We start from the raw sequence: 23,469 nt of genomic DNA on the forward strand, positions 1-23,469 counted from the left end.
GCAAGTCTCCGTCCGAATGGATCGGGCCCCGGGCAGGCTTCGACGCCCGCGCGTTCCAGGGCTACCGCCGGCCGCCCGATGGCCCGGCGGATCGTATCCGACCCGGCCGCTCAGAACAGCCGGACCTTCGGGCGGGCGGTGGTGGTGTCGTCCTCGGCGGTCACCGGCCCGGGATCGTCCGGGGAGTGGGCGAGGGGAAACTCCACCAGCCGTGGCCCCTGGCGGGGATCGGCGGGCGCAACCGGGCTCGGCTCGCGATCGCGCGCCCAGTAGGGCTTGCCCGGATCGCCGGGAGGGGCGCCGTCAGGGGAGGACGGCATCACCAGCACCTCGCGGGCGGCCGGCGCAGCCTCCGTCGTCGACCCGCCCGTCGCCCGGCCCGTCGCTGGCTCGCTGCCGCCGGCGATAGCGGCGGCCGGCGGGGAGGGTGCGGCAGGACCGGCGCCACTTGTCCCGGCGTTCGCGGTTGCCGCGCTCCCGTCCGTCTCCTGGCCGGCGAGGGCGGTATGGCCGTGGGGACGTGACCAGAAGGGCTTGCCGGCCGCCGCATCCGACGGCGTCGACGCGGGCGTCACTGCAGGCTCGATCGCGGGGGTGGCGACGGCAGCCGCCATCGGCGGTAGAGGCGACGGCGCGGCGACTGGCGCCGGAGCGGACGCGCTCATGATGCCACGCGGCGCCGGGGTGCTGCTGGCTGCGCCCGTCGACGTGGTGGCCGGGGCGCCACGACCGGCCGTCGGCTCCGCCACGGGGGCCGCCGGCGCGGTGGTGGCGGCGAGGATCGGCGGCGGCTCCGGAGCGGGCTCCGGCGGGGCGAACAGCGCCTCGTCGACCAGCGGCCCGGTGCTGCTGCCGATCGCCTCGATCGGCACCTTCCATTCGAAGGCGTCGAGGCGACCGGTCGCCGGCGACACCGGCGCCCAGTGCTCTGAGGTGACGCCGTCGGCGGTCCACACCGGATCGCGCGGGGCGCGAACGGCGCGCGACAGCCACTCGCGAACCCGGCCGCGGTCGCCGTGCTCGGCCTCCTCGAGATCGGCCATCAAGAGGCAGGCGCGCTGGCTCGGCCGCTCGGCGAGCACGGCGCGCAGTTCCTCCCGCGCCGCCTCGAACTCGCGCGCGTCGATGGCGGCGCGCGCCACCGCGAGCCGGCCCTCGGCGTCGCCGGGCTTGAGGGCGGACAGCGCCCGCATGCGCTTCAGCCGGTCGCGCCCAGCCTCGCCGGGTCGCACCAGGGAATAGGCCTCGGCGAGCTCGGGATGCGGCGCCCGACGCCACGTCGCCTCGATCACCTTGGTTGCCCTGCGCGGATCGTTGAGGCGGGCGAGCACCCGGCCGGCGACGCCGGCGGCGGGCACGAGGTCACTCGCGAGGCCGTGGGCCTCCAGCGCCAGCGCCCGCGCCCGCTCGGGGGCGGCGGCCTCGAGCTCGAGCGCCCGGGCGGTCAGCAGCACGGCCTTCATCCGCTTCGCCGTCGGCTTGTCGACGAGGCCGTTGTGGGCGTTCTTGTCGAGGATGGCGATGGCGCCTTCCCAGTCACGGACGGCGGCGGCGTGCTCGAAGCGGGCGCGGCCGGCCCACGGCAGGCCGGGGGCGATCGTCGCCGCCTCCTCGGCATAGTGCCAGGCAGCGTCCGGCTCGCCGGCGCGCACCGCCTCGACATAGAGCCCGTGCAGGCCGAGCGCCCGGGTCTCCGGGTCCTGCAGCATCGCCTCGAAGGCCGCTCGGGCGGCGGCGCTGTCGCCCGTCAGCTGCGCCGTCTGCGCCTCCAGGAAGCGCGTCGCCGGGTCGCGCGGCAGCAGGCGGCGCGCCTCGGTCATGTAGCGGCGGGCAAGCTTGGCGTCGCCGGCGCCGACGGCGACGAGGCCGCGCGACAGTGCCGTGTGACCCTTGTTCTCGCGACGGCGGCCGAGATAGCGGCGGAACAGCGACGGCGCACGGAAGAGGCCGCGCAGGAACGCCCACACCACCAGCGTCGCGGCCAGCAGCGCCAAGAGCGCCACGGCGGCCACCATCAGCGAGGTGTCGAGCCGCCAGCCCTGCCAGTCGATCGTCACCGTGCCCGGCCGGTCGGCGAGCCAGGCGGCGCCGACCGCGACGGCAAAGACCACGGCGAAATAGACGAGAATGCGGATCATCGGCGGCGTTCCGGTCTGGCGGTCGAGAGGGCGAGGGACCTCGACGCGAAGGGTAGCGACGGCACTGGCAGTATCGGCAGAAGTTCGGGCGCGGCGGTCACTCCGTCGCTCCGTTCAGGCGGGCGAGCACCGTCGCCTCGACGCGGGCGAAGGCCGCCTCGGCGGCGATGCGCTCGGCGAGGCCGGTGCCGAAGCGGGGCGCGGCGGCGCGCACCGGCTCGGGCAGCGCGGAGAACGCCGCCTCGGCGGCGGCGAGATCGCCGGCAGCGAGCGCGGTCGTCACCGCCTCGATGCCGAGGGCCACCGGATCGCCGGAGTCGACGCTCGTCGGCCGGATCGACACGAGCGACTGCGCGCCCGAGAGCAGCGCGTCGAGGGGACCGGCCTCGGCCGGCGCGGCTGGTGTCGGGGCGGTTGCGGCGAGCATCGCCGGCTTCTCGAGCGCCAGCATCGCCGCGAGCGCGGCGCGGGTCGGGACGCCGGTCTCGGCCGTCGGCGACAGCGCCGCGACGTCCTCAGAGCCCTCAAGCCGCGGCGTCAGCGCGGCGAGCTCCGCCGCATAGGGCCGGCCCGCCTCCAGCGCCTCGCCGAGCCTGAGGGTCGCAAACGCGACCGCGGCGGGTCCGCGCGCCTGCTCGGCTGGATCGGTCGCTTCCAGCGTGCCGAGCCGCTCACCCAGAGCGGCAACGGCGGCGGTGGCCGCGTCGCGGGCGCCGTCGAGCGCCGTCAGCTGTTCGCCGATCGTGGCAAGCTGCTGCTCGAGGGCGTCGAGGCGACCATCGAGGCGGTCGTCGAGGGCGGCGAGCTGTTCGCCGGCGGTGCGGTCGACCGTGGCGATGCGCTCGCCGAGCTGGGTGTCGAGGGCGCCGACGCGCTCATCGAGTGCGGAGAGCGCCGCCGGGTCGGCGGTGGGGGCCGCGGCCGGCGCGGCGGCGAGCTTCTCGACCTCGCTGGTGAGACCGGTCAGGCGGTCACCCAGGGCCGCGACGCTCGCCTGCAGGTTGGCGGCGTCGGCGGAGCCTGCGCCCGGAATCGCGGCGGACACCTGCTCCTCGAGCGCCGAGAGACGCTCGGACAGCGCCGCCTCGTCGGTCGGCGGCACGGCGGCGGCGGCGAGGGCGTCGACGCGCGTGCTGAGCTCACTCACCGCCTCGCGCAGCGCGGCGGCGGCGTCCGGGTCGGACGCGGGGGCGGCGGATACGGCGGCCGACAGGGCGTCGACGCGGGCGGCGAGCTCGTCGGCGCCGGCGTCCGTCGACCGCGGCAGCGGCACGATGCCGTAGTGGGTGACGGCCAGCGCCCCGCCGAGCCCGACGACGCCACCGATCAGCGCCGCCGCGACCAGTCCGCCGACACCGACGCCACGACGCGACGCGGCGGCGGTCGGCGGGACGGTGGTGGAAGCGCCGGTGGAGGACGCCCCGGTCGACGACTTGGCGCCCGCCGGCGTCCCGGCGTCCGGCGTCTTGGTGTCCACAGACGTCTTCGTGTCCGAGACCAACTTGCTGTCGATCGACGCCTTGGTGTCCGCAGCCGATTTCCCGTCGGCTGTCGGTTTGCCGTCTGCAGCCGTCTTCATCTCACCCGACGCCTTGGTCGGCGGGACGGCGGTCGCGGTGGAGGCGGGCTTCGAGCCGGGGGGCGCAGACGGACCTGGAGACGCGGCCGCGCCCGTGGTCGCGCCGGAGGCGCCCGGCGGCGGTGTCGTCGCCGGCTTGTCGGTGGTGGCCGCGGCCTCGGGCTTGCCGGCCACGCCGCCGGTAGGCTTGCCGTCGGGTGGCACGGCCGGGCCGCCCTTGGAGGTTGCGGCGGGCGGCGACACCGTCGCCTCTGCCGGAGGGGCGCCGGCCGGGTCCTTCGCCGCTCCGGGCGCACCGGCCGGGCCGGTCGCCGGCACCTCGGTCGCCGTGAGCTCGATGGTCGGGGGGCGGGCGCCGCCGGTGCGCTTGTCGGTCCGCCCGTTGCCGTCGCCGGTCGCTGCCATGTCGTCGCCGTCCTCCAGATCGGCCCCGCCCGTCGCGGGCGGAACCGATGATCTCGGGGCTTTATACACGCTGGGACCCCCGGGCGGCGACCGGACGGATCGCCACCCTCGTGTCACACCTCGCGGGGAACCCCCTGCAACAACGCGAATAGCGCGTTTTCGTTCGGTTCTGCGGCGGCGCAAAGATCGCGCACGCCCGCGGCGGCGAGCGGCGCCAGCACCGCCTTGGAGAGGCCGAGGCACGGCAGAGCCGCCAGCGCATCGGCGAGACCGTCCGCCGCAGCCGCGGCCACGAGCGCCACCGCGGTCCGTTCCGAATAGACCAGCGCCGCATCGAGGTCGCCCGCCGCCAGCGCCGCGGCGGCGGGGGCGCTGAGCCGCGTCGCCGGCACCGCCTCGTAGACGACGATGGTGGAGACGGAGTAGCCCGCCATCGCGAGGTCGCCGGCGAGGTCGCCCGCCCTGACCGCCCCGCCGAGATGAAGGATCGCCCCGTCGCCCGGACGGACATACTGGCGGATCAGCCGCACGAGATCCCCGACAGCACCGTCGGCCGACAGCACCTGTTCGAAGCCGGCCGCCCGCGCCGCCTCGGCGGTTGCGGCGCCGACGGTGAAGACGGGAACGGCGAACAGGGCCTGGAGATCGGGACGGACCCGCGCCAGCGCCGCCGTCGCCTCCACCGCCGTGCGGCTCGTCAGCGCCAGCGCGGCGGCATCGTCGAAGCCGATGTGGACGTCGGCGCGCGGCTCGACCCGCAGCATCGGCGACAGCACCGGCGCGTGGCCGAGCGCCGCCAGCGCCGCCGCGGTGCCGGCGGCGTGCGGCTGCGGTCGGGTGACGAGTAGCCGCGCCACGGCCGGCGCTCAGTCCGGATCGAAGAAGCCGGCGCCGGCGCGCGCCTTCAGCTCGGCACCGGCCGACGCACCGAGGGCGACGGCGTCGGCAATCGGCGCCTCGACGCGGATCGCGTGGGTGGCGCTGCCGTCCGGCCTGAGGATCAGGCCGGAAAACGCGACTTGGCCGTCGGCCACCGTCGCGTGGCCGGCGATCGGCGTGCGGCATGAGCCATCGAGGGCATCGAGGAAGGCGCGCTCGCAGGCGAGCGCCACGGCGGTGTTGTCGTCGAGGATGGCGGCGAGGCGGGCGCGCAGCGCCGTGGCATCGGTGCGGGTCTCCACCGCGATCGCCCCCTGGCCGACGGCCGGCGGGAAATCGTCGAGCGACAGGATCTCGGTCGCGACATGGGCGGCGTCGAGGCGCTTCAGCCCGGCGAGCGCCAGCAGCGTCGCGTCGACCTCGCCGCGCTCGAGCTTGGCGAGACGGGTCTGGACGTTGCCGCGGAAGCTGACGACCGAGAGGTCTGGCCGGAGGTGGCGCACCAGCGCGCCGCGCCGGAGCGAGGCCGTGCCGACGACGGCGCCGGCGGGCAGTTCCGCCAGCGTCGGGGCGGTGCGGCCGACGAGCACGTCGCGGACGTCCTCGCGCGGCAGGTAGCCGGTGAGGATCAGGCCGTCCGGCAGCTTCGTCGGCATGTCCTTCGCCGAATGCACCGCAAGGTCGAGGGTGCCGTCGAGGAGCCCCGCCTCGATCTCCTCGGTGAACAGCCCCTTGCCGCCGATCTCGGAGAGCGGCCGGTCGAGGATGCGGTCGCCGGCGGTGGAGACGACGACAATCTCGTGCGTCTCCTCCGGCACGCCCTCGGCGGCGGCCAGCAGGGCGCGGACCATGTGGGCCTGGGCGAGCGCGAGGCGGCTGCCGCGCGTGCCGATGCGCAGCGGCCGGGTCTGGACATCGGTCGAATGGGTTCGCGTCGATTGCACGGTGCGTCCCGCGTCTGCTAGTCCGCTCGACGGAGCGGCCCTCCCGTCCGCATCCCTATCGGCGGGCGCCGGGCCTGTCCATCCGCCGTGACGCGGGAAAGTGTCCGAACGCTGGAGGCCGCCTTTGATCGTGCTCGGCATCGAGACGAGCTGCGACGAGACCGCCGCCGCCGTGGTGCGCCGCGAGGCCGACGGCCACGGCGCCATCCTGTCGAGCCTCGTGCGCGCCCAACTCGCCGAGCACGCCCCCTATGGCGGCGTCGTGCCGGAGATCGCGGCGCGCGCCCACATCGCCGTGCTCGACCGGCTGATCGCCCAAGCGATGGCGGAGGCGGGCGTCGGCTTCGACGCGCTCGCCGGCGTCGCCGTCACCAGCGGTCCCGGCCTCGTCGGCGGCCTCGTCGTCGGCGCCACGACAGGCAAGGCGGTGGCGCTGGCGGCGGGCAAACCCTTCGTCGCCGTCAATCACCTCGAGGCCCACGCGCTGACGGCGCGGCTGACGGACGGAGTGACGTTTCCCTACCTCGCGCTGCTCGTCTCCGGCGGCCACACGCAACTCCTCGAGGTGCGCGGCGTCGGCGACTATGTCCGCCTCGGCACCACCATCGATGACGCGCTCGGCGAGGCCTTCGACAAGACGGCGAAGCTGCTCGGCCTGCCCTATCCGGGCGGACCGGCGGTGGAACGCGCGGCAGCCTCAGGGAACCCCGCTCGCTTCGCGCTGCCGTTGCCGCTGCACGACCGGCCGGGCCTCGATTTCTCCTTCGCCGGTCTGAAGACGGCGGTGCGGCTTGCCGCCGAGCGCGCCGCGCCGCTGTCGCCACAGGACGTCGCCGACCTCTGCGCCTCGTTCCAGGCGACGGTGGCGGCGATCGTCGGCCGGCGGGCGGAGCGGGCGCTTACGGGCTTCCGGGAGCGCCGGCCAGGCACGCCGCCGGTGCTGGTGGTGGCCGGCGGCGTGGCGGCGAATGGCGCGATCCGGGCTGCGCTGTCGGCGGCGGCCGCCAAGTCCGGTGCCCGCCTCGTCGCGGCGCCGCTGGCGCTCTGCGGCGACAACGCCGCGATGGTCGCCTGGGCCGGTGCGGAACGGCTGGCGCTCGGGCTGACCGACGCGCTCGACGCGCCGATCCGGCCGCGCTGGCCGCTCGACGCCAACGCCGCCCCGATGCACGGCGGCGGCCGCCTCGGAGCCCGCGCATGAGGGGCGACGCCCGATGATCGACGCCCGCGAGATCGCCGGCGAGCCGGTGCTGACGATCGACCGTGTCACTGTCGTCGGCGGTGGCGCCTGGGGCACGGCGCTGGCGCTGGCCGCCGCCCGCGCCGGCCGCGACACGGTGCTCGTCGTGCGCGACGCCGCCGTCGCCGAGGCGATCAACACCCGACGCGAGAACCCGGCGCGCCTGCCGGGCCTCGTCCTCGACCCGCCGATCCACGCCACGACGGACCTCGCCACCATCGCCGGGGCCGACGCCGTCATCCTCGCCGTGCCGGCGCAGGCGACCCGCTCTGCTGCCGAGGTGCTGGCGCCGTTCCTCTCACCCGGCACCCCGGTGGTGCTCGCCGCCAAGGGCATCGAGCGGGCGAGCGGCGCGCTCCTCGCCGACGTGCTGGCGGAAGCCGCGCCCGGCGCGGTGGCGGCGGTGCTGTCGGGGCCGAGCTTCGCCGTCGACGTGGCGCGCGGGCTGCCGACGGCCGTCACCATCGCCTGCGCCGACGGCGCCATCGCCGACGCGCTCGCTGCCGCGCTCGCGAGCCTCGCCTTCCGCCCCTACGCCTCCACCGACGTCGTCGGCGTCGAGGTCGGCGGCGCGCTGAAGAACGTGCTCGCCATCGCCTGCGGCATCGTCGTCGGCCGCGGCCTCGGAGCGAGTGCCCAGGCGGCGCTGACGGCGCGCGCCTTCGCCGAGATGGGCCGCCTCGCCGCGGCCCTCGGCGGCCGGCCCGAGACGGTCACCGGCCTCTCCGGCCTCGGCGACCTCGTGCTCACCGCCTCGAGCCGGCAGTCGCGCAACTTCTCCTGCGGCATCGCCCTCGGCGAGGGCCGTCCGCTCTCCGACCACGGGCCGCTGGTGGAGGGCGCCCTGACGGCCCCGGTCGCCGCGGCGCTGGCCACCACGCTCGGCGTCGAGCTGCCGATCACCGCGGCGGTGGCGGCAGTGGTGGAGGGGCGGCTGTCGATCGACGCCGCCATCGAGGGGCTGCTCGCCCGCCCCCTGAAGCGCGAGTGAACGCGGGCTCGCGACACCCGACATCGCTGCCCGTCCGGGCTCGCGTGGGCGTCCCGGCGTGCCGTGTACACACGGCCTTGCGCGTCCGCGAGCCAGGGGCTACCGCTGCCGGCCTATCCATCCAAGAGGCAGCGGCTGCCGCTGCCGACCGATCATCCACCGAGCCTGCGGAGTGACGAGAATGGCGACCCACAAGCTGCTGCTGCTTCCCGGCGACGGCATCGGCACCGAGATCATGGCCTCGGCGCGCCAGGTGATCGCCTGGTTCGACGCGCGGCTGGGTGCCGGCACCTTCGCCCTCGAGGAGGACGTCGTCGGCGGCGCCGCCTACGACGCCCACGGCAAGGCGATCAGCGAAGCGGCGATGGACAAGGCGATGGCCACCGACGCCGTGCTGTTCGGCGCCGTCGGCGGCCCGAAGTGGGACGGCGTGCCCTATGACGCGCGCCCCGAGGCGGGCCTGCTGCGCCTGCGCAAGGACCTCGCGCTGTTCGCCAACCTGCGCCCGGCGATCTGCTACCCGGCGCTCGCCGACGCCTCCTCGCTGAAGCGCGAGATCGTCGAGGGCTTGGACATCCTGATCGTCCGCGAGCTCACCGGCGGCGTCTATTTCGGCGAGCCGAAGGAGATCCGCGATCTCGGCAACGGCCAGAAGCGCGGCATCGACACGCAAGTCTACGACACCTACGAGATCGAGCGCATCGTCCGCGTCGCCTGCGACCTCGCCCGCACGCGGGGCAAGAAGGTGACGTCGTCGGAGAAGCGCAACGTCATGAAGTCGGGCGTGCTGTGGAACGAGGTCGCGACCCGCGTCGGCCGCGACGAGTATCCCGACATCACCCTCGATCACATGCTCGCCGACAACTGCGGCATGCAGCTCGTCCGCTGGCCGAAGCAGTTCGACGTCATCGTCTGCGACAACCTGTTCGGCGACATGCTGTCCGACATCGCGGCGATGCTGACGGGCTCGCTCGGCATGCTGCCGTCGGCCTCGCTCGGAGCGCCGGACACCCGCACCGGCCGCCGCAAGGCGATGTACGAGCCGGTGCACGGCTCGGCGCCCGACATCGCCGGCACGGGGGCGGCCAACCCGATCGCGATGATCGCGTCCTTCGGCATGGCGCTGCGCTATTCGTTCGGTCTGGTGGCGGAAGCCGACCTCCTCGACAAGGCGATCGCCGCGGCGCTGGAGACGGGCGCCCGCACCCGCGACATCGGCGGTGGCGGCGCGACCCTCGTCGGCACCGACGGCATGACGGCGGCGATCCTCAAGGCGCTGGACGAGCTGTCGGCGTAAGGGGCAGGGGCCTCGCGTCGGGCACCACGCGTCCCTCCCCTGCCAGGGGGAGGGACAGACCGCGAAGCGGTCAGGGTGGGGCCTGTCAAATCCAAACGCAGGTTCGTCTTGGGATTGACGGGCCCCCACCTGCCGCGCCTGACGGCGCGGCTGTCCTCCCCCCTGGCAGGGGGAGGACACGTCGGCGAACGCTGAAGCGCCGCACGCCGCGCTTCCAGCGCGGCGCCCCCTCCGGCCGGCTGCGCCGGCCACCTCCCCCACAAGGGGGGAGGGGAAGGAGCCTCCCCCCTGTCAGGGGAGGGACCCGTCACAGTCAGTGCGCCGGCACCGGAGCCGCCCCGCCGTGCCCTGCGGCCGGCGGCTCGTCCTCGTTCTTGCCGTGGCGCATGCCCTCGTCGGGGATGCCGAAGGTCTTGTCGCCCATCCACTGGAACAGCACGTAGAGCCCGGGGATGACGATGATCCCGAAGATGGTGGCGAACGTCATGCCACCGATCACCGTCATGCCGAGATGGATGCGCGAGTTGGCGCCGGCGCCGGTCGCCAAAGCGAGCGGCAACAGGCCGATGATGAAGGCGAGCGCCGTCATCAGCACGGCGCGGAAGCGCATGTGCGCGCCCGCGATCGCCGCGTCGTAGCGCGTTCGTCCCGCCTCGCGCTGTTCCTTGGCGAACTCGACGATCAGGATGGCGTTCTTCGCGGCGAGGCCGATCAGGAGCACCAGTCCGATCTGCGCGTAGAGGTCGCTCGGCAGGCCCGTCACCGTCAGCGTGATGACGGCACCGAGGATCGCCACCAGCACCGACAGCATCACCGCGAACGGGATCATCCAGCTCTCGTACTGGGCGACCAGGAACAGGTAGCCGAACAGCACCGCGAGGGCGAAGATCATGCCGATGTTCCCGGCCGCCGCCACCTCCTGGTAGGTCATCGACGACCATTCGTAGGTGTAGCCGGCCGGCAGCACCTTCGCCGAGAGCTCCTTCATCGCCGCGATGGTGTCGCCCGAGGAGTAGCCGGGAGCCGGGCTGCCGGTGATCTGCGCCGCCGGGAACAGGTTGTAGCTGTAGACGACGTCGGAGCCGACGGTGGTGGTGACGGTGGCCAACGTCGACAGCGGCACCATTTCGTTGTTGCTGTTGGCGACGTAGAGACGCCCGATGTCGTCGATGGCGTTGCGGTACTGCTGGTCGGCCTCGATGTAGACCTGATAGGTCTGGTTGTTCAGGTTGAAGTTGTTGATGAACAGCGACCCCAGCATGGCCTGCATGATCTGGAAGACGTTGCTCACCGGCACGCCGAGGCTCTGGGCCTTGGTGCGGTCGAGGTCGAAATAGAGGCGCGGCACCGAGGCGGAGAAGGTCGAGAAGGCACGCGAGATGCGCGGGTCCTGATTGGCGGCGACGACGAGGCCGCCGAGGACCGCCGCGAGCTCCTGGCCCGACTGGCCGCCGATCGCCTCGAGGCGATAGTCGAAGCCGTTGGCCTGGCCGACGCCGGGGATCGGCGGCGGCCCGAACGGCAGCAGGTTCGCCTCCGGGATCGTCTGGAAGCCGCCATAGAGCGTGCGGGCGATGCCGTTCGCCCACAGGTTCCGCGTCGGCCGCTCGTCCCACGGCTTCAGCACGAGAATGCCGAAGCCCGAACTCGCCGCCGGGGCGCTGGTCAGCATCGAGTAGCCGGAGATGCCGATGACGTTGTCGATGCCGTCGGTCTTCAGGGCGATGTCGGTGACGTCGGTGATCACCTTCTGGGTGCGCGGCAGCGCCGCGCCGGGCGACAGCGAGGCGTCGACGAACAGCACGCCCTGGTCCTCGTCCGGCAGGAAGCCGGTCTGCAGGCGGTCGAACAGCACGCCGGTGGCGCCACCGACCGCGATGATGATGATCAGCGCCACCAGCGACCGCCGGGCGATCAGCCCGACGAGGCCGACATAGCCGTTGCGCGTCTTGTTCAGCCCGGTATTGAACCAGGCGAACGGTCCGCGCGTGTGCTCCTTCGGCTTGCGCAGGATGAGCGAGCAGAGCGTCGGCGACAGAGACAGCGCGTTGATCGCCGAGATCGCCACCGCGGCGGTGATCGTCACGGCGAACTGCCTGTAGAGCTCGCCGGTGATGCCGGGCAGGAAGGCGACCGGGCCGAACACGGCGAACAGCACGAGCGTCGTCGAGATGATCGGGCCGGTGACCTGCTCCATCGCCTTCAGCGAGGCCTCGCGGGGACCGAGCCCCTCTTCCTCCATGACGCGCTGGACGTTCTCGACGACGACGATGGCGTCGTCGACGACGAGGCCGATGGCGAGCACGATGGCGAAGAGGTCGATCGTGTTGAGCGAGAACCCGGCGGCCGAGAGCACGACGAACACGCCGATCAGCGACACCGGGATGGTGACCGCCGGCACGATCGTCGCCCGCCAGTCCTGCAGGAAGATGAACACGACGATCATCACGATGATCGCCGCTTCGACCAGGGTGTGGATGATCTCCTCGATCGAGGCCGACACGAACAGGGTCGAGTCGTAGATCACCTCAGCCTCGACGTCGGCCGGGAAGCGCGACTTCAGCTCCTCCAGCGTCCTGCGGACCTCGGCGGCGACGGAGAGCGCGTTGGCGTCCGTCGACTGGTAGATGCCGAGGGTGACGGAGGGCTTGTTGTTGAGGGTCGAGGTCTGTGTGTAGACCTGCGCCCCGAGTTCGACCCGGCCGAGATCCTTCACCCGCACGACGGCCCCGTCGTCGCCAGTGCGCACGATGATGTTGCCGAACTCCTCGGTGGTCTTGAGGCGGCCGAGCGTCTCGATCGTGTACTGGAACACCTGGTCGTCGCCGATCGGCGGGCCACCGATCTGGCCGACGGCGGCCTGGATGTTCTGGCTCTGGATGGCGTTGGTGATCTCGTCGATGGTGATGCCGAGCGCCGTCAGCCGGTCCGGCACCAGCCAGATGCGCATCGCGTAGTTCAGCTGGCCGAAGATCGTCGTCGAGCCGACACCCTCGAGGCGGGCGATCGGGTTCTGGATATTGACCGTCGTGAAGTTCGACAGGAAGACCGGGTCGTAGGTGCTGTCCGGCGAGGAGATGGCGACGGCGAGCAAGAGGTTCGTCGACTGCTGCTGCGTCGTCAGGCCCTGCGTGATCACCTCGCTCGGCAGCTGCGATTCCGCCTGCGAAACGCGGTTCTGCACGTTGACCTGGTTGATGTCCGGGTCGGTGCCGATGGCGAACGAGACCTGCAGGGTGTAGGTGCCCGAGGAGGTCGAGGTCGAGGACATGTAGAGCATGTTCTCGACGCCGTTGACCTGCTGCTCGATCGGGCTCGCGACCGTCTCGAAGATCGTCTCGGCGTCGGCGCCCGGATAGGTGGCCGACACCTGCACCACCGGCGGGGCGATGTTCGGATACTGCGCCACCGGCATCGAATAGAGCGCAAGCGCCCCGGCGATGGTGATGACGATCGAGATGACCGCGGAGAGCCGCGGCCGTGCGATGAAGGTCGCGGAGAGCATGGCTCAGTTCCCCGGCTGGGTGGCGGGCTGAGCGGTCCCGGTCGCGGGTGTTGCGGGCGGCGCGGCCGCCGGCGCGGGCGTGGTGGATGCCGGGGCAGCCGGTGCCGTCGTCCCGGAGGAGGCGGGCGCCGCAGCGGCGGGGGCAGCCGCCGCCGGCGTGAGCGTCGGCACGCTACCGGCGGTCTGGTTCGCCGGCATCTGGCGGGGGTCGACGACCATGCCGGGGCGCACCTTCTGGACGCCCTCGACGATGATCACCTGGCCCTCGGTGAGGCCGCCGGTGACGACGTAGTTGGTGCCGGTCTGGGCGCCGGTGGTGAGACGCGTCTGCTGCGCGCGGTTCTGCGCGTCGACGGTCAGGACGTACTGGCCGTCCTTGTCCTCGAGCACGGCGGCGATCGGCACCACCAGCGATTCCTGCTTGGTGTCCTGCTGCACCGAGACGGTGACGAAGCCGCCGGGCAGCAGCAGCTCGTTCGGATTGGGGAAGTCGGCATAGATCGGCAGGGTGCCGGTCGTCTGCGAGATCTGGTTGCCGATGAAGGCGATCTTGCCGGGGTGATCGTAGGACTTGCCGTTGGAGAGCAGCAGCGTCGGCGTGAACGTCTGGTGCGCCTGGCCCGGCTGCAGGCGGGCGGCCTGGATCTGCTCGGCGACCTCGGTGTACTGCGCCTCGGAGATCGAGAAGACCACCCGCATCGGGTCCATCTGGACGACGGTGGCGAGCGTGCCTGTGGCGGTGTTGACGAGGTTGCCCTGGGTGACGTTGGTGTCGCCGATGCGCCCGTCGATAGTGGAGGCGATGTCGGTGTAGGAGAGGTTCAGCTTCGCCGTCTCGATCTGGGCGTTCGCCTGGGCGATCGAGGCCTTGGCGGATTCGACGTCGGCGGCGGCCTTGTCGCGCTGCGCCTGCGCGGTGTCCTGCACCGCCTGGCTGACGGCGCCGGACTTCACCAGCGCGATCTGCCGGTCGAGGGTGAGCTGTGCCTCCGCGAGCGAGGCGTTGGCCCCGGCGAGCTGGGCGTTGGCGGCGGCGAGCTGGCCGTTCGCCTGGTCGAGCTGCGCCTGGAAGGGCGCCTTCTCGATCGTGTAGAGCGCCTCGTTCGCCTTGACGTGCGAGCCTTCCTGGAAGAGCACGCCGGTGAGGAACCCCTCGACGCGCGCCACCAGGTTCAGCGTCTGGATCGCCTGGATGCGGCCGACATACTGGAAGCTCTGGGTGACGTCCTGCCGCGTCACGGGGGCGACGATCACTGCCGGCGGTGGCGGGGTCGCGGCCGTCTGGGCGAGGGCGGGACCAGTCGACAGGGCGAGGCCCGCCGTCAGGAGCCCGAAGCAGACCATACCGAATTCGAATGGCCGCCGCTGGCGCCGTCCACGGACACTATGAAACACCGGCGAACCCTCCCCGCGGTCATCGCCTCCGTGATAGCCAAGCGCGAAGCGAAAGGGAATTGCCTGATCGCGCGAAGCCCGCCGCCGCTCCGGATGACACCGCCTTGTGTTCGCGCGGTCACGGTGGTGCTGAAGCAACGCCGCGGCCGCTGGCGGGGAGCGATTGAGCCGTGGGCGCCCGTGCGCTATGAGACTTTCAACGTCGAACGACCGTTCGGTCAATGAATGGTGCGACACAGCTTCCGCGCCGACGGGCGACGGGGCGCATCCGGAGGACAGTTCATGCGCGAGGCATACATCGTCGACTTCGTCCGCACGCCGATCGGCCGGTTCGGCGGCGCGCTCTCCGGCGTACGCACCGACGATCTCGCCGCCGTGCCGATCCGCGCCCTGCGCGAGCGCCATCCCGGTATCGACTGGGCGGGTGTCGACGAGGTGATCTACGGCTGCGCCAACCAGGCCGGCGAGGACAACCGCAACGTCGCCCGCATGGCGGCCCTGCTCGCCGGGCTCCCGGTCGAGGTGCCCGGCACGACGGTCAACCGCCTCTGCGGCTCGGGGATGGACGCGGTCGCCATCGCCGCCCGCCAGATCAAGTGCGGCGAGGCCGAGCTCATCATCGCCGGCGGCGTCGAGTCGATGTCGCGGGCGCCGTTCGTGATGCCGAAGGCCGACACCGCCTTCTCGCGCCACGCCGAGATCCACGACACGACGATCGGCTGGCGCTTCGTCAACCCGTTGATGAAGAAGCTCTACGGCGTCGATTCGATGCCCGAGACCGGCGAAAACGTCGCCGAGGACTTCCAGGTGTCGCGGGCCGACCAGGACGCCTTCGCGCTGCGCTCGCAGCAGCGCGCCGGCGCCGCACAGGCCTCCGGCCGCCTCGCCGAGGAGATCGTCCCGGTCACCATCTCGGGCCGCAAGGGCGACACCGTCGTCGCGGTGGACGAGCACCCGCGGGCATCCACGACGCTGGAGCAACTCGCCAAGCTGCCGACGCCGTTCCGCGCCGGCGGCACGGTGACGGCCGGCAACGCCTCCGGCGTCAACGACGGTGCCGCGGCGCTGCTGATCGCCTCGCCGGAGGCGGTGGCGCGCTACGGCCTGACGCCGATCGCCAGGGTCTCCGGCGCCGCCACCGCCGGTGTCGCACCGCGCATTATGGGCATCGGTCCGGCGCCGGCGACGCTGAAGCTCGTCGAGCGGCTCGGCATCAAGGTGTCCGACTTCGACGTCGTCGAGCTCAACGAGGCCTTCGCCAGCCAGGGCCTCGCGGTGCTGCGTCAGCTCGGCCTCCCCGACGACGGCGAGCACGTCAACCCGAACGGCGGTGCCATCGCCCTCGGCCACCCGCTCGGCGCTTCCGGCGCCCGCATCGTCGGCACGGCGGCGCTGGAAATGCGCGCCCGCAACGGCAAGCGGGCGCTCGCGACCATGTGCATCGGCGTCGGCCAGGGCATCGCGCTCGCCATCGAGCGCGCCTGAGACGCGGTCGCGCTGGCGATCGAGCGCGCCTGAGACCGCGGCACGCCGAACGTCGTCGCTCGTCGCCCCGCCAAGCGGCCGCTTTCGGGCCAGCCCCCGCGGCTGTAACATGGCCGCCGAGCGTCCGATCGGAGGAGCGCCGGTGCCGCGCTTGTGGGGCGTCGTCGGGGCGATGTCTGCCTTTGTGGCCGGGCTCGGCCTCGCGCCCGCCGCTGCCGCTCCCGTTTCGATCTGCGTGCCGCCGGCAGGACCGATCGCCGCCGTCTCGGACGTTGCCGCGCCGTTCGAGTTGCGGCTCGCCGACGGCACCCTTGTCCGTGTCGCCGCCGTCGGCCTCGCCGCCCCGGGTGAAGGCGAGGCGGCCTCCGCCGCGGCCCTGCGCGACCTCGTCTCGCACGGCCCGGTGCGTCTCGACGCCGCTCCCCCGCAGTTCGATCGCTACGGCCGCCGGGTCACCCGCGTCGCCTTGGCCGACGGCACGGACCTCGCCGAGCGCCTGCTTGCGGCGGGCGTGGCGCTCGTCGGACCCGCCCCGCGCGACGCTGCCGACGGCCCCTGCCGGGCCCGCCTGCTCGCCGCAGAGGCGGCGGCCCGTGTCGCCCGGCGCGGCCTGTGGGCAGACGGGACGCTCGCCCTCGAGGCCGCCGCCGACCCCCTCATCATCACCCGCGCGGGTCGCTACGCGATCGTCGAGGGCCGGGTCGTCAGCCTCGGGAAAGCCGGACGGACGCGCTATCTCAACTTCGGGAGGCGGTGGAGCCTTGATTTCACCGCGACGATCGCCGAAAGCGAAGGGGCTTGGCCGCGCGGCTGGGGAATCGGCCCGGTCGCGCTGGAAGGATCCCGCGTACGCGTGCGCGGCTGGCTCGAAGCGGACGATGGCGGTCTCGTGCGGCTCGGCCGCCCGGAAGATCTCGAGCGTCCGGACGGGCCGGCGCCGCGATGAGGACGAGTGAGCGTCGAGTGAGGGACGTCGTCTCTTGGGTCGCCGGAGAGGCGTGCCGTCCAGCCGGCTGGCTGACGGCGGCGGCGCGTCGGCTCGCCTTGATGACGGCGCTCGCGCTGGCCGGCTGCGCCGGCAGCCAGGATCTGGCCCAGCCGACGATCTCGACCCCCGTCACCGCCGATCCCACCGCCGCCCCCCCCGCCGACGTGACGCTCGGCGCCCGCGAGCACCCGCGGCTGGTGATGGCCTATGGCGGCGTCTATTCAGACCCGAAGGCGGAGCGCGCCGTGGCGCGCGTCGTCGGCCGGCTGGTCGCCGCCTCCGACGACCCGTCGCGCACCTACCGCATCACCATCCTGAATTCCCCGGCGATCAACGCCTTCGCCCTGCCCGGCGGCTATCTCTACGTGACCCGCGGCCTGCTGGCGCTCGCCGACGACGCCTCCGAGCTCGCCGCCGTTCTCGCCCACGAGATGGCACACGTCACGGCGAACCACGCCATCGCCCGCCAGCGCCGCGCCGAGGCGGCCGCCGTGGTCAACCGCGTCGCCGCCACCGTCGTCGGCGACCCGACGGTGGCCCGCGAGACGATGGCGACCACGCAGATGTCGCTCGCCCGCTTCAGCCAGACGCAGGAGCTCGAGGCGGACCAGATCGGCGTGCGCACGCTCGCCCGCGCCGGCTTCGATCCCTTCGCCGCGGCGCGCTTCCTCGAGGCGATGTCGCGCTTCGCCTCGCTGAAGGACGCCACCGCCGGCGACAAGCCCGATTTCCTGTCCTCGCACCCGGCCACACCCGAGCGCGTCGCGCTCGCCGTGCGGGCGGCGCGCCAGGTCGGCGGCACCGACATCGGCGAGCGCGACCGTGACGCCTATCTCGCCAGCCTCGACGGCATGCTCTATGGCGACGATCCCCGCGAGGGCTTCGCCCGCGGCCGCGCCTTCCTGCACCGCGAACTCGGCATCGCCTTCACGGTGCCGAACGGCTTCTTCCTCGAGAACACCTCGAAGGCGGTGCTCGCCAGCGACGGCGGCAAGATCGCCATGCGCTTCGACGGCGTCGAGGTGCCGGAGGCGATGTCGCTGCCGGACTACCTCGCGTCTGGCTGGGTGAAGGGGCTGATCCCCGACAGCGTCCGCTCGCTGGAGGTCAACGGCGCGCCGGCGGCCACCGCCTCGGCGATCTCCGAGGGCTGGTCGTTCCGCATCGCCGTCGTCCGGGCGGGTTCGCGCGTCTACCGCTTCATCTTCGCCACCGCCTCGCCGACAGGCGGCTTCGAGACCGGCTTCATGGAGACGGTGAAGAGCTTCCGGCGGCTGACGCCGGCTCAGATCGCCGATCTGAAGCCGCTCAGGGTGCGCATCGTCCGCGTCGGCGCCGGCGACACCATCGAGTCGCTGGCCGGCCGCATGGGCGGCATCGACGCGCCGCTTCGCCGTCCGCTCTTCATGGTGATGAACGCGGTGAAGACGAACGACGACCTCAAGCCCGGCATGGCCGTGAAGATCGTCGCCGAATAGCCGTTCCAGGCCAGGTCAGGCGGAGACGGTCAGTTCGATCCGGTCCGCCGCAAAGCGCGTGTGGCCGCACTCGAGCGGCTCGCCCGCCGGGTCCCCGTCGACGCTCTCCGTCACCAGCACCGGCGCGCCGGCGGGCAGGCCGAGCCGCAGGGCATCCTCGGCGTCGGCGAGGGCGGCGCGGATGCGGGTCTCCAGCCGGACATAGTCGGCGATGCCGCAACGCGCGAATGCCGCCGTGTAGGAGCCGGTCTCGGCGATCAGCGCTGGGAAATCCGGGAAGCGATCCGCCGACAGCCAGCCGGTGGCGACCGAGATCGGCTCACCGTCGACGACGCTCATCGTCTCGATGCGGTGCAGCCGCGCGCCCGGCGAAAGCCGCAGACGCTGCGAGAGCGCCGGTGTCGCGGGCTCGATCACCGCCCCGAGGAGGATGCGGCCGGGCGTGCGCGACGCCGCCTCGACGGCGGCGGAGAACCGCGTGCGGCGGCCGATCGGATAGGGCAGGGGTCGGTCCGCCACGAAGGTGCCGCGGCCCTGATCCGCCCGCACCAGCCCATCGGCGGCGAGAGCGGCAATGGCGCGGCGGAGCGTGTGGCGGTTGACACCGAAACGCAGCGCGAGTTCGGCCTCCGTCGGCATCCGCTCGCCGCTCGCGAGCACGCCGGAGGCGATCTCGTCGCGGAGCGCGTCGGCGATCTGCCGCCAGGCGGAGACGCCGCTGCCGCGCACCACGGACGGTGCCTCCGTCAGTCCCCGAGCGGCCGGCTCATCCTTCCCCAAGCGCGTCTCCGTTCGTTCGCCGGCGAAAAATATTCATCTAGTCTTATAGACAAATTCGCGCCGCGCGTCCATGGTTCCGGTCATCCGGCCCGCCTGCGCGCCGCGGAGCGCCGCCCGAGCAGGGCGAGGCTCCCCAAGGGTGCCCCAACAAAGGGCGAAACCCGGCGCGGGAGGCCCGTGGCGGCGACCGCCGCCGGCGCCGGATGGAGTATCCTCGATGTCGTTCGGCGTCCTCCTCGTGCTGATCTTCGCGGCGGCGCTGCACGCCGGCTGGAACGCCGCGGTGAAGAAGGTCGACGACCGCGAGGCGGCGGCGATCGCGGTCGCCGGCGGCGGCGGCATCGTCGCCATCGCGGCGCTGCCCTTCCTGCCGCCGATGGCGCCGGAAGCCTTCGTCTATGTCGTGATCACCAGCCTCGTGCACATCCTCTATTTCGCGCTGCTGTCGCGCGCCTATCGCGGCGCCGATTTGTCGGTCGCCTACCCGCTGATGCGCGGCCTCGCGCCGATCCTCGTCACCGCCTTCGGCGCCGTCGTGCTGTCGGAATACACGGGCGTCGTCGGCTTCCTCGGCGTCGTGCTCGTCTCGCTCGGCGTCATCGCTCTCGGTCTCGAGGGACTGCGCGCCGGCCGCTCGGGCCGGCCGGCGCTCGGCGCGGCGCTCCTCAATGCCGCGATCATCGCGAGCTACACGCTGGTCGACGGCGTCGGCGTGCGGCTCTCCGGCGAGGCCGCCACCTATGCCGCGTGGGTGATGGTCGCCTCCGGCGTCACCAACACCGTCTGGTCGCTCTTGCGCCAGGGCGCGCCGTTCGCGCGGCGGCTCGTCCGCCATGCCGCGGTCGGCGTCGTCGGCGGCACGATGTCGGGGGTCTCCTACGGCCTCGCCCTGTGGGCGATGACGGTGGCGCCGATCGGCTTCGTCTCCGCCGTGCGCGAGACCTCGGTGCTGTTCGCGGCGGCGCTCGGCGCCACCGTGCTGCACGAGCGCTTCGGGGCCTTGCGCTGGGCGGCGGCGGCCTTCGTCGTCGCCGGCCTCGTCGCGGTCAAGGCCGGCGGCTGAAGGCGGGGGACCCGCGCCTCCGCAATCTCCGCCGGTCGCATCGTCACGGTTGCCCTGATAGAAGGGCGCGCCGGCGATCGTCGGCGAGGAGGCCCGCGACCCGAGATGCGTCACGCCGTCTACTACGCGCCACGCGATACCGCGCTGCTCGCCCGCCTCGGCGCCCGCTGGCTCGGCCGCGACGCTGCCGACGGTCGCGCCCTGAAGCAGCCGGAGATCGACGGCCTCAGTGGCCCGGAGTTCGAGGCGGCCACCGCCTCGGCCCGCCGCTACGGCTTTCACGCCACCCTGAAGCCACCCTTCCGCCTCGCCGACGGGCACACTGCCGCCGCGTTCGAGGCGGCCGTGGAACGTCTCGCCGCGACGCTGCCGGCCGTGACCATCCCGAGCCTCGAACTCGCCCGCCTCGGCGGCTTCATCGCGCTGGTGCCGTCCGCGCCCGTGCCGGCCTTGGACGCCCTCGCAGGCCGCGTCGTCGCCGATCTCGACGGCTTCCGGGCGCCACCCACCGCCGACGAGATCGCCCGGCGCCGCCCCGCCACCCTTTCGCCGCGCGAGCGCGAGATGCTGGAAAAGTGGGGCTACCCCCACGTCTTCGAGGAGTTCCACTTCCACATGACGCTGACCGACGCGCTGCCGCCGGCCCTCGGCGACCGGCTCGCCGCCGCGGCGGCACGCCATTTCGCGCCCGTGCTCGGCCGGCCGGTGCTGGTCGATGCGCTCACCGTGTTCGTCGAGCCGCGCCCGGCCTCCCCGTTCCTGATCACCAAGGCGCTGCCGCTCGCCGGCGCCGGTCGCCGCTTCGCCAGCATCGGAGGCGGCGCCTGATGGACGAGCAGGTTCTCACCGGCGCTCGCATCGTCCTCGACGACCGTGTTGTCGAGGGAGCCGTGGTCGTGCGCGACGGCGTCATCGTGGCGATCGACGAGGGCCGCACGGCTGTCGGCGAGGACCTCGGCGGCGACTATCTGTTGCCGGGCCTGGTCGAGCTCCACACCGACCATCTCGAGAGCCATTTCCGCCCGCGGCCGGGGGTGCACTGGAACCCGATCGCGGCGCTGCAGTCGCACGACGCCCAGGTGATCGGCGCCGGCATCGTCACGGTCTTCGACGCACTGCGCGCCGGCGACGCCGACGAGCGTCCGCTCGGGCGCGACTCGCTGCTGCTCGCCGACGCCATCGCGTCCGCCCGCGCCGACGACCGGCTGAAGGCCGACCACTTCATCCACGTGCGCTGCGAGATCTCCTCGCAGCAGCTCCTCGCCGACGCCGAGCCGCTGTTCTCGACCGGCGCCGTCCGCCTCGCCTCGCTGATGGACCACACCCCTGGCCAGCGCCAGTTCGCCCGGCTCGACGCCTACCACCGCTTCTACCCGGAGAATGCCCGCCTCTCGCCGGCCGAGCAGGACGCCTTCGTCGCCGAGCGTCTCGCGGCTGCCGCCCGCATCGTCGCGGCGAACCGGCCGGCGATCGTGGCGATGGCGCACGCCGGGGGCGCGATCCTCGCCAGCCACGACGACGCGACGCTTGTCCACGTCGAGGAGGCGGCGGCCGACGGCATCGCCATCGCCGAGTTCCCGACGACGGTGGAGGCGGCGGCCGCCTCCCGCGCGGCCGGCATGAAGGTGCTGATGGGTGCGCCGAACGTCGTGCGCGGCGGCTCGCACTCCGGCAACGCCGCCGCTGGCGATCTCGCCCGTGCGGGGCTGCTCGACATCCTGTCCTCGGACTACGTGCCGTTCTCGCTGATGCAGGCGGTATTCCTGCTGCCGGAGACGGTGCCGGGGATGGACCTCGCGGGCGCCGTCCGCCTCGTCACGCGCGTGCCGGCGGAGACGGTTGGATTGAACGACCGCGGCTCGATCGCGCCCGGCCGGCGCGCGGATCTCGTGCGCGTCCGCCACCAGCCTGGAACGGTGCCGGTGGTGCGGGCTGTGTGGCGCGAGGGCGTGCGCGTCGCCTGATTGACTAGCCGGCCCGTCGCGATCGTGCCGATTTCGGTGCCGCCGCGAGGTCCGCGAGTGGGTGGTGCTCGCCGACGAGGGCGGTCAGTCGCTCGTCGAGTACGTGGGTGTAGATCTCCGTCGTGGCGATGTCGGCGTGGCCGAGCAGCGCCTGCAGCGAGCGGAGATCGGCGCCGCCGGCGAGCAGGTGGCTCGCAAAAGCGTGGCGCAGCACGTGCGGCGACACCCGCGCCGCCGGGATGCCGGCGAGCGCCGCGATGCGCTTCAGGTCGCGGGCGAAGGCCTGGCGGGTGAGGTGGCCGCTCTCGCCGTGCGAGGGAAACAGCCACCGCCCCGCCTTGCCGCCGGCGAGAACGCGGAATGCCATGATCGCCGCCTTCGAGCGCGGGCTGAGCGGCACCATGCGTTCGCGGCCGCCCTTGCCGCGCACCACCAGCGCCTCGAGCCCCGGCCGCGCCGCCGCCGCCGGCAGTGCCACGAGCTCCGACACGCGCAGGCCCGTGGCGTAGGCCGTCTCGACGAGGGCGACCAGCCGCGCTGCCCTGAGCCGCGCCACCGGCGTGGTGTCCTCGGCCACCGCCTGTTCGCCGGCAGCGGCGAGGATGGCGCGCATCTCGCTCTCCGACAGCAGCTTCGGCAGGGGGCGACGGCGCTTCGGGCTGTCGATCGGTCCGGTCGGGTCGTCTGTGCGCACACCCTCGGCGAACAGGAAGCGGTGGAAGCGGCGCAGCGCCGACAGCCGCCGGGCCTGCGAGGTGGCGGCGAAGCCACGGTCGTTGAGGTCGGCGAGGTAGGCGCGCACGTCGTCGGCGCTCGCGCCCGAAACCGAAGCGTCGGCAAGGAAGCGGGCGAAGTCCTCGAGGTCGCGGCGATAGGCGTCGAGCGTGTTCTTCGCCGCGCCGCGCTCGGCCGACATCATCTCCAGGAAGCTCTCGATCAGATGGCCGTCGCGCACGCGGGTGGTTCCTCTCGCCTTCACAGAGCATGGCTGCTTTCCGGTCAACGAGGCGTTGCCGAAACGCGATGTCGTGCTACCTTTTTGACAGGCTGGGCTGACGGCGCCGCCAAATCGCCGGCGCCCGCTTCTGGAGGAGGATCGACATGACCCGACTGACCGCCCCTCTCGCCGCCCTCGCATTGCTCGCCGCGGCGTCCGTGCCGGCCGTCGCCTGCCCCTACGGCAAGGCCGAGACCACCGCGTCCGGCCCCACGATGCCGATCACCACGGCGCAGGGCCCGATGACGCCGGTGCCGACCACCACTGCGCAGTAATCTCTTCGCCGCCGCTCTGCGGCGGCGTGAGACGAGAGCGCCCGCCCGGTCCTCACCGGGCGGGCG

The 23,469-nt window shown here is 73.1% G+C and carries 18 protein-coding genes; 10 read left to right on the top strand and 8 right to left on the bottom strand.

What is annotated here, in order from left to right; all coding sequences use genetic code 11:
* Window positions 1-110: 110 nt before the first annotated feature.
* The 4 genes from RUR49_RS16790 to hemC form a co-directional block, all read right to left on the bottom strand.
* On the bottom strand, window positions 111-2,138 hold the full coding sequence (locus RUR49_RS16790) for a heme biosynthesis HemY N-terminal domain-containing protein (RefSeq protein WP_409147533.1): 2,028 nt from the start codon (window positions 2,136-2,138) through the stop codon (window positions 111-113).
* A gap of 97 nt (window positions 2,139-2,235) precedes the next feature.
* Window positions 2,236-4,122, bottom strand: coding sequence for a hypothetical protein (locus tag RUR49_RS16795; RefSeq protein ID WP_409147534.1), 1,887 nt, complete (start codon window positions 4,120-4,122; stop codon window positions 2,236-2,238).
* Window positions 4,123-4,235: 113 nt separating this feature from the next.
* On the bottom strand, window positions 4,236-4,979 hold the full coding sequence (locus RUR49_RS16800; RefSeq protein WP_409147535.1) for a uroporphyrinogen-III synthase: 744 nt from the start codon (window positions 4,977-4,979) through the stop codon (window positions 4,236-4,238).
* Window positions 4,980-4,988: 9 nt separating this feature from the next.
* The gene (gene hemC / locus RUR49_RS16805; protein WP_409147536.1) at window positions 4,989-5,945 is read right to left on the bottom strand and encodes a hydroxymethylbilane synthase; all 957 of its coding nucleotides are present in this window, start codon (window positions 5,943-5,945) and stop codon (window positions 4,989-4,991) included.
* Window positions 5,946-6,069: 124 nt separating this feature from the next.
* Here hemC and tsaD point away from each other — a divergent pair, with 124 nt between their 5' ends.
* From tsaD to leuB, 3 genes are all read left to right on the top strand, one after another.
* Complete coding sequence (gene tsaD / locus RUR49_RS16810) at window positions 6,070-7,146, top strand: tRNA (adenosine(37)-N6)-threonylcarbamoyltransferase complex transferase subunit TsaD (protein WP_409147537.1); 1,077 nt, start codon at window positions 6,070-6,072, stop codon at window positions 7,144-7,146.
* Between the two features lie 13 nt (window positions 7,147-7,159).
* Window positions 7,160-8,176 (top strand): NAD(P)H-dependent glycerol-3-phosphate dehydrogenase, encoded by a 1,017-nt coding sequence (locus RUR49_RS16815; RefSeq protein WP_409147538.1) that lies wholly within the window; start codon window positions 7,160-7,162, stop codon window positions 8,174-8,176.
* 181 nt (window positions 8,177-8,357) lie between these two features.
* Window positions 8,358-9,473 carry a 3-isopropylmalate dehydrogenase gene (gene leuB, locus RUR49_RS16820; protein ID WP_409147539.1) on the top strand — a complete coding sequence of 372 codons (1,116 nt, stop codon included), beginning with the start codon at window positions 8,358-8,360 and terminating at the stop codon, window positions 9,471-9,473.
* 313 nt (window positions 9,474-9,786) lie between these two features.
* Here the strand turns inward: leuB and RUR49_RS16825 are convergent, their stop codons facing one another.
* Window positions 9,787-12,978 carry an efflux RND transporter permease subunit gene (locus RUR49_RS16825; RefSeq protein ID WP_409147540.1) on the bottom strand — a complete coding sequence of 1,064 codons (3,192 nt, stop codon included), beginning with the start codon at window positions 12,976-12,978 and terminating at the stop codon, window positions 9,787-9,789.
* A 3-nt stretch (window positions 12,979-12,981) separates the two neighbouring features.
* The gene (locus tag RUR49_RS16830) at window positions 12,982-14,373 is read right to left on the bottom strand and encodes an efflux RND transporter periplasmic adaptor subunit (RefSeq protein ID WP_409147541.1); all 1,392 of its coding nucleotides are present in this window, start codon (window positions 14,371-14,373) and stop codon (window positions 12,982-12,984) included.
* Between the two features lie 282 nt (window positions 14,374-14,655).
* On the opposite strand from RUR49_RS16830, the gene pcaF reads away from it, so the two are divergent.
* The 3 genes from pcaF to RUR49_RS16845 all read left to right on the top strand — a co-directional run bounded on the left by pcaF (window position 14,656) and on the right by RUR49_RS16845 (window position 18,324).
* On the top strand, window positions 14,656-15,858 hold the full coding sequence (gene pcaF, locus RUR49_RS16835) for a 3-oxoadipyl-CoA thiolase (protein ID WP_409147542.1): 1,203 nt from the start codon (window positions 14,656-14,658) through the stop codon (window positions 15,856-15,858).
* 142 nt (window positions 15,859-16,000) lie between these two features.
* On the top strand, window positions 16,001-16,804 hold the full coding sequence (locus RUR49_RS16840) for a thermonuclease family protein (protein WP_409147543.1): 804 nt from the start codon (window positions 16,001-16,003) through the stop codon (window positions 16,802-16,804).
* 101 nt (window positions 16,805-16,905) lie between these two features.
* Window positions 16,906-18,324, top strand: a complete 1,419-nt coding sequence (locus RUR49_RS16845; RefSeq protein ID WP_409147693.1) for a M48 family metalloprotease — start codon at window positions 16,906-16,908, stop codon at window positions 18,322-18,324.
* Window positions 18,325-18,339: 15 nt separating this feature from the next.
* Here RUR49_RS16845 and phnF read toward each other — a convergent pair whose 3' ends face one another.
* Window positions 18,340-19,104: a phosphonate metabolism transcriptional regulator PhnF gene (gene phnF, locus RUR49_RS16850; RefSeq protein ID WP_409147544.1), complete on the bottom strand. Its 765-nt coding sequence runs from the start codon at window positions 19,102-19,104 to the stop codon at window positions 18,340-18,342.
* A 217-nt stretch (window positions 19,105-19,321) separates the two neighbouring features.
* Between phnF and RUR49_RS16855 the strand changes: the two genes are divergently transcribed.
* The 3 genes from RUR49_RS16855 to RUR49_RS16865 all read left to right on the top strand — a co-directional run bounded on the left by RUR49_RS16855 (window position 19,322) and on the right by RUR49_RS16865 (window position 22,131).
* Window positions 19,322-20,167, top strand: coding sequence for an EamA family transporter (locus RUR49_RS16855; RefSeq protein ID WP_409147545.1), 846 nt, complete (start codon window positions 19,322-19,324; stop codon window positions 20,165-20,167).
* Window positions 20,168-20,272: 105 nt separating this feature from the next.
* Window positions 20,273-20,995, top strand: a complete 723-nt coding sequence (locus RUR49_RS16860) for a DUF1045 domain-containing protein (RefSeq protein ID WP_409147546.1) — start codon at window positions 20,273-20,275, stop codon at window positions 20,993-20,995.
* A complete protein-coding gene (locus RUR49_RS16865) occupies window positions 20,992-22,131 on the top strand; it encodes an alpha-D-ribose 1-methylphosphonate 5-triphosphate diphosphatase (RefSeq protein WP_409147694.1) in 1,140 nt (379 codons plus the stop codon). Before RUR49_RS16860 ends, RUR49_RS16865 begins: the two co-directional genes overlap by 4 nt.
* A 4-nt stretch (window positions 22,132-22,135) precedes the next feature.
* Here RUR49_RS16865 and RUR49_RS16870 read toward each other — a convergent pair whose 3' ends face one another.
* A complete protein-coding gene (locus tag RUR49_RS16870) occupies window positions 22,136-23,086 on the bottom strand; it encodes a site-specific tyrosine recombinase XerD (RefSeq protein ID WP_409147547.1) in 951 nt (316 codons plus the stop codon).
* Between the two features lie 146 nt (window positions 23,087-23,232).
* Here RUR49_RS16870 and RUR49_RS16875 point away from each other — a divergent pair, with 146 nt between their 5' ends.
* The gene (locus RUR49_RS16875; RefSeq protein ID WP_409147548.1) at window positions 23,233-23,403 is read left to right on the top strand and encodes a hypothetical protein; all 171 of its coding nucleotides are present in this window, start codon (window positions 23,233-23,235) and stop codon (window positions 23,401-23,403) included.
* The last annotated feature ends 66 nt before the right edge of the window (window positions 23,404-23,469 follow it).

Source organism: Pseudoxanthobacter sp. M-2, assembly GCF_046156265.1.
GTDB lineage: Bacteria > Pseudomonadota > Alphaproteobacteria > Rhizobiales > Segnochrobactraceae > CAMDHY01.